Below are 6,669 nucleotides of genomic sequence, written 5' to 3' on the forward strand. Positions count from 1 at the left end.
GAGACAGGCGGTGGCCACCGCCCGCCGCCTGCCCGCGGCCACCGCGACGGCGGATCCCAGCGCGGCGGGCCAGCCCCACCGGTGCGCCGACGCCCCCGCCTGACCGAGCCCGGGGCCCCGGGCCCCGAATTCAGGGGCCCGACACCAACGTCCGAGCCTGACCGTGCTTGACACAACGCCTGACCGGCCCCAGACACAACACCTGACCGGGGCCGGACACAGCGGTGCCCGGCCACCCCCTCCGGGTAGCCGGGCACCGTTCACCGGTGGCCTCCGCGGTCGTCGTCCGCCTCGGACGGCCGTGCCGTTGTTCGCCCCGTGCAGGCTGTTCGCTCCGGGTGGGTTATTCGCCCCGGATGAACTCCTCCACCTTGTCCCGGGCGATGTTGTCCCGGTACTGCTCCGGCGGCGACTTCATGAAGTAGGAGGACGCCGCGAGCAGCGGCCCGCCGACACCCCGGTCAAGAGCGATCTTGGCGCAGCGGACCGCGTCGATGACGACGCCGGCGCTGTTCGGGGAGTCCCAGACCTCGAGCTTGTACTCCAGGTTCAGCGGCACGTCGCCGAACGCGCGGCCCTCCAGCCGGACATAGGCCCACTTGCGGTCGTCCAGCCAGGCGACGTAGTCGGACGGGCCGATGTGGACGTTGTCCTTGCCGATCTCGTGGGAGAGCTGGGAGGTCACCGCCTGCGTCTTGGAGATCTTCTTGGACTCCAGCCGGTCCCGCTCGAGCATGTTCTTGAAGTCCATGTTGCCGCCGACGTTGAGCTGCATCGTGCGGTCCAGGACGACGCCCCTGTCCTCGAACAGCTTGGCGAGCACCCGGTGGGTGATGGTGGCGCCGACCTGCGACTTGATGTCGTCGCCGACGATCGGGACGCCCGCGGCACGGAACTTCTCCGCCCATTCGGGACGGCCGGCGATGAACACCGGCAGGCAGTTGACGAAGCCGACGCCGGCGTCGATCGCGGCCTGGGCGTAGAACTTCGCCGCCTCCTCGGAGCCGACGGGCAGATAGCAGACGAGGACGTCGGCCCGGGCCTCGCGCAGGGCGGCGACGACGTCCACCGGGGTGTCGTCGGACTCGGCGATCGTCTCCCGGTAGTAGCGGCCGAGGCCGTCGAGGGTGTGCCCGCGGGCGACCGTGACCCCCAGCGGAGGCACCTCGGCGATCTTGACCGTGTTGTTCTCGCTGGCGCCGATGGCCTCCGACAGGTCCTGCCCGACCTTCTTCGCGTCCACGTCGAACGCGGCGACGAACTCCAGGTCCCCGACGTGGTATTCCCCGAGCTGGGTATGCATCAGGCCCGGGACCTGTGCGGACGGATCAGCGTCGCGGTAGTACTCGACCCCCTGGACGAGGGATGCGGCGCAGTTGCCTACGCCGACGATGGCGACACGTACCGAACCCATGACGGTCTGCTCCTTCTGCGATTGTGGAAGGCGGATGGGTGGGATCCGGGGCGAGGCGGCACGCCGGCGCGGGCACTAACGCGCGGGCGGGGCCTCGTTGCCGTCTCCCCCCGGATCCGGCGGCGTCGGCGGCGCCGGATCCGGGGACAACTCTGTGGATGTTTCGATGGGCGGCCCGCTGGACGGCCCGGCGGCCGCCGGGCGCGCCCGTCCGCCGGCCGGTGCCTGTGCGCGCTCCGTCTCGATCAGCTCGGTCAGCCAGCGGACCTCGCGCTCGACGGACTCAAGGCCGTGGCGCTGCAGCTCGAGGGTGTAGGAGTCGAAACGCTCGCGGGTCCTGGCCAGGGCGGAACGGACCTTCTCACGCCGTTCCTCCAGCCGGCCGCGGCGGCCCTCGAGGATGCGCAGCCGCACGTCCGCGTCGGTCTTGCCGAAGAACGCGAACCGGATGCCGAACATCTCGTCCTCCCAGGAGGACGGGCCGCCCTCACCGAGCAGGGCGGCGAGGCGCTCCTTGCCCTCGGCGGTGAGGGTGTAGACGACGCGGCTGCGGCCGCCGAGACGGTTCGCGGCGCTGGAGTCGTCGGCCGTGACGTAGTGCTCGGCCTGTAGCTTGCGCAGGCAGGGGTACAGCGAGCCGTAGCTGAAGCGATGGAAGGTCCCCAGCACGGTGTTGAGGCGTTTGCGCAGCTCGTAGCCGTGCATCGGGCTTTCGGAGAGCAGCGCGAGGACGGCCAGCTCCAGCATCCTCGCTCCTTTCCTCGGAAGTCATCGGAAGTCAGCCGTGACACTGATGTGACCGGTGTGTCCGGGACGGCTCCGCGTCGCGATCCATCGGCTTGATTTTTTTGGCTGTGCTGGCCCGGTGATGGGACGTGCTGGTCCGGCGGTGAGCCGTGCCGCCGCGGGCCGTATCACCGCGAAGCCGTATCCGCGTGAGCCGTGCGGGGCCGTACCTGCCCGGTGCCGCACCCGGCCGGGATATCTCCAGCTGCGACGTCTCCGGTCGGGATGTCTCCGGTCGGGACGTCTCCGGTCGGGACGTTTCTGCATGACATATCGTTTCGATACATCGAGCATGCCACTTCGGGATAACGAAGGCAACCAGGGGTGTCCGGCGCGGAAAGCCGGGATGGCCGGATCGTTGCCATCGGCCCGGAGCTCACCCTTGTCGGTATTTGCCTGGACAACCATCACGTACCGTGTTCAGTACTCGGAGCTCTTCCAGTGTCGCAGGGGCTTGTGTCCGGAGCGTCTGCCAGTGCGACGCATCCGGCGTACCGTCTTATGGCATGCGTCCACGGTCGGTTGTCGACTACGCGCTCGCCCGGCGGGCGACACTCGCTGACCTGCATGCCGGCAGAGTGTCGGCCACGGATGTGTGTGACGCGCACCCATACCTGCTGCGGGCGGCCAAGCACCACGGGGAGGCGACCGGCAGGCGCTGCCCGGTCTGCCGTGGACGCGAGCCGTTGATCAACGTCACATATACCTACGGTGACGAGCTCGGCGTGAGTTCCGGCCGGGTGCGGGCGACCAGGGACCTGCCGGCCCTCGCGCGGCAGTTCAGCGAGCTACGGGTCTACGTCGTGGAGGTCTGCACGTCCTGCTCCTGGAACCACCTGATCATGTCGTTCGTGATCGGGACCGGCCGGCCCCGGGTCAGGCGGACGGCCCGCCGCAGGACGGCCGAGGAGTAGCCGGGAAGAGGAGCGGCCGGGAACAAGAACGAGGAGCGGCGGGACGGCCGGGGCCCGGGCCCGCCGTCACCGGGTTTCCCACGTGTTGGCGGGAACCCGGTGCATGTGTGCCTGTGGGAGGCGGCGTACCGTCTGACAGCAGCCACCGACGACGCGGGGTTCACTCCCGCAGCCACGGACGGGACTGTCAGTGAGGCCAACATCTACGATCGGGACGTGTACCCGCGCGATGACGACGGCCGTACGCATGTGCGCCGTACCCCGGCCGACCGTGCTCCGGCCGAAGGGGATCATCCGGATGTCGGCTCTGTGAACGGCCACCTGGACAGCCGCCCGCACGGGGCGGCCCGGCCCGACGGTGACGGCTCCGACCGGGCGGGTGCCACCCCCGGCGGTGCCGCGTACGGCGACGCGGGCCGGACGGCGGTGCGCGACGAGCGAGGCGGCCAGCCCGCGGACAGGCGGCCTGCCGACAACAGGCCCGTCACCAACAGGCCTGTCACCAACATGTACGACACGACCGACCGGGCCACCATGGAGCGCATCGGCGTCCGGGAACGCACCGCCGACTCCACCACCTACGTCCGCCGTCCCCGCCCGGACGACGTCCCTGCCGCGGCCCCGGTCAACGGCGTCCGCGGACGTGCGCGTGCCGGCGCGGGCCCGGCGGATCCCCCGGGCGTGCCGCCGGGACGCGCCGATGATCGCCATGGCCTCGAGGGCGGGGCGCAGCAGCCACCGGTCCGGCCGGGCCAGGGAAGACGGGGGCCGATGTTCTGGCGGAACCGCCCGTTGTGGCTGCGGCGGCTGGTCATGTTCGGGCTGCTGTCCGGCGTGCTGATGTTCGCCGCGCTGGTCGCCGTCCTCTACTCCCTGACGAAGATACCGCTGCCGGCGGCCGTCAACGCCGCCGAGCAGACGTCCATCATCACCTACGCGGACCGCAGCACCGAGATCGCCAAGATCGGGACGGTCAACCGGACGGACGTCCCGCTCTCCGAGGTGTCGGTCGACGTCCAGCACGCCGTGCTCGCGGCGGAGAACAAGAACTTCTACAGCGAGCCCGGCATCTCCCCGCGGGGAATCGCCCGGGCGCTGTGGGTGAACGTCCGCGGCGGTGAGATCTCCCAGGGCGGGTCGACCATCACCCAGCAGTACGCCAAGAACGCCTATCTGACACAGGAACGCACCTTCTCCCGTAAGATGAAGGAGATCGTCCTCGCGGTCAAGCTCGCCCGGAAGTACTCCAAGGACGAGATCCTCGAGTCCTACCTCAACACGATCTACTTCGGCCGGGGGGCGTACGGCATCGAGGCCGCGTCCAAGACGTACTTCGGCAAGCCGGCCAAGCAGCTCAGCGCGGAGGAGGGCGCGGTCATCGCCGGGCTGATCCGCTCCCCGAACGCGCTGGACCCGCGGGTGACCCCGGCCGCCGCCGAGCGCCGGTGGCACGAGGTGCTGGACACGATGGTCGAGAAGGGCTGGCTGGACGCGTCCCGCGCGACCCCGGAGAAGAAGCCGCCGGTGACCCAGGAGCGGGACAGGTCCAACGGCATGGCCGTCTCCTCCCCGCAGGCCGCCTACATCCGGGACCAGGCCAAGGACGAGCTGATCGCGGCCGGGATCACCGAGCAGCAGATCAACCTGGAGGGCCTGCGTATCCAGACCAGCATCGACCAGGGCCGGCAGACCGCCGCCTACCTGGCCGTGACGAACGTGCTGGCCAAGCCCTACACCGCCGTTCCCGACCTGAAGACCGGCCTGGTCGCGGTCGAGCCGGGCACCGGCCGGGTGCTGGCCTGGTACGGGGGCACGATCTACGGCAAGGGCGACAACGGCCAGACCTCCTACGTCGACAACGTCTCCGGGGCGCAGGTGCCGCCGGGGTCGACCTTCAAGCCGATCACACTGGCGGCCGCGCTGCAGAAGGGGGTCAGCCTCAAGTCGGTCTACGCGGCCCCGGACGTGCTGGAGATTCCCGGCAAGGCCGCCGACGGCAGCGGGACGTACGTGGTCCGCAACGACGAGGAGCACGGCAACTTCGGGTACCTGAACCTGATCGACGCGACCGCCGAGTCGGTCAACACCGTCTACGTCCCGCTGGGCATCGAGGCCGGCATCGGCAACGTCATCTCCACCGCGCGCGCCCTGGGGGTGAACAAGGACGTCCCACTGACCGACGATGGCGGGGTGACCCTCGGCCGTGATGGCATCACCGCCAAGGACATGGTCGCGGTCTACGGAACCTTCGCCAACGCCGGCAAGGCCGTCGCCCCGCACCTGGTCGACCGGGTGATCGACGGCAAGGGCAAGGTCATCTATGAGGGGCCGACCAACGCGAAGACCGCCATCCCCGCGACCGTGGCGGCCGACGTGACGTACGCGCTGCAGTCGGTCCTGAAGAGCGGCACGGGCAAGGCGGCGCAGCTCGCCGACGGCCGGCCGGCAGCCGGCAAGACCGGCACCACCGACAACTTCCGGACCGCGTGGTTCTGCGGTTACGTCCCGCAGGTCGCGGCCTGCGTGAACATGTTCCGCGGTGACGGCGGGGTGAGCAAGGCGACCGCGCTGACCGGGATCCCCGGGGCTACCGGCGGTGTCTACGGCGGTGGCTACCCGGCGAAGATCTGGAAGGCCTTCATGGACGGCGCTCTCAAGGGCGTCGCACCCCAGAGCTTCCCGACGCCGAAGTACGGTGGCACCGTCACCAACGCGTCGCCGTCGCCGACCCCGCAGCCGACCTTCTCACCGACGCCCACCGCCTCACCCGAGGTGACGCCGCCCGCGGACGTACCCGACCGCGACCGCCATGGGCGCCCGACGACGCTGTTCCCACCGTCGGCGGAGCCGACCGCGTCCACCGGCGGGCAGGGCGAGCAGTCACCGACCCCGAAGCCGGGGAATCCGAGGATCAACGACGGCAGGTTACCGCCTGACCAGGACCCGACCGCCTGAGCCCGCGGCGCGGGAGCCGTCGGTCGCGGCTCCCATGGCGCGGGAGCTGTCGGTCGCGGCTTCCACGGGGTGGGAGCTGTCGGTCGCGGCTTCCACGGGGTGGGAGCCGTCGGTCGCGGCTCCCACGGGCTCCCCGGACCGGGACCGGCCGGATCCCCCCACCGTCGAACGGGAGGGCGTGTTGCACGGGTGACAATGGCACATGGCCAGGGCGTCTCTGATGGATGTTGGCCGATGCGGGTGGTGATCCAGGCTGCCTCCCGCGGGGCGCAGGACAACGGGGTCCCCGTGCGGCGCGCAGCGCCGGACAGGGGGCGTTCCACAGCCGGGCCATGGGCGGCGACAACGCGACGGGTGGCCGGCTGGGTGCCGCCCGCCCGATCGGACATCCGTCAGACCCGTCCTGGCTCCTCCGGGATCTCCCGGATCGATGCCGGCGTCCACCGCGTCGAGGTGGCAGGACACCGGCACCGGCGGCGACCGGCCCGCCCGCCCGGCCACCGGATGCCGCGGTGGGCTGCCGGGCGGTCCCGGTGGGCCCGCGGATGACCGTGCGGCCGCTGGCGGCCGGGACGGGTGGCGAGCGCTCGCCGCGGGCGG

General features: G+C 70.9%; 4 protein-coding genes. 2 read left to right on the plus strand and 2 right to left on the minus strand.

The features are described 5' to 3' along the window. Positions 1-343: 343 nt before the first annotated feature. Together NBW84_RS21130 and NBW84_RS21135 are read right to left on the minus strand one after the other, a co-directional pair. The gene (locus NBW84_RS21130; protein ID WP_250286700.1) at positions 344-1,414 is read right to left on the minus strand and encodes an inositol-3-phosphate synthase; all 1,071 of its coding nucleotides are present in this window, start codon (positions 1,412-1,414) and stop codon (positions 344-346) included. A gap of 75 nt (positions 1,415-1,489) precedes the next feature. After that, positions 1,490-2,161: a PadR family transcriptional regulator gene (locus NBW84_RS21135; protein ID WP_250286702.1), complete on the minus strand. Its 672-nt coding sequence runs from the start codon at positions 2,159-2,161 to the stop codon at positions 1,490-1,492. Positions 2,162-2,706: 545 nt separating this feature from the next. Between NBW84_RS21135 and NBW84_RS21140 the strand changes: the two genes are divergently transcribed. Next, a complete protein-coding gene (locus NBW84_RS21140) occupies positions 2,707-3,114 on the plus strand; it encodes a DUF5318 family protein (RefSeq protein ID WP_250286704.1) in 408 nt (135 codons plus the stop codon). 309 nt (positions 3,115-3,423) lie between these two features. After that, positions 3,424-6,069, plus strand: a complete 2,646-nt coding sequence (locus NBW84_RS21145) for a transglycosylase domain-containing protein (RefSeq protein WP_250286707.1) — start codon at positions 3,424-3,426, stop codon at positions 6,067-6,069. Positions 6,070-6,669: the final 600 nt, after the last annotated feature.

Source organism: Protofrankia sp. CiP1_Cm_nod2 (assembly GCF_920664355.1).
In the GTDB taxonomy this organism is placed as follows: domain Bacteria; phylum Actinomycetota; class Actinomycetes; order Frankiales; family Frankiaceae; genus Protofrankia.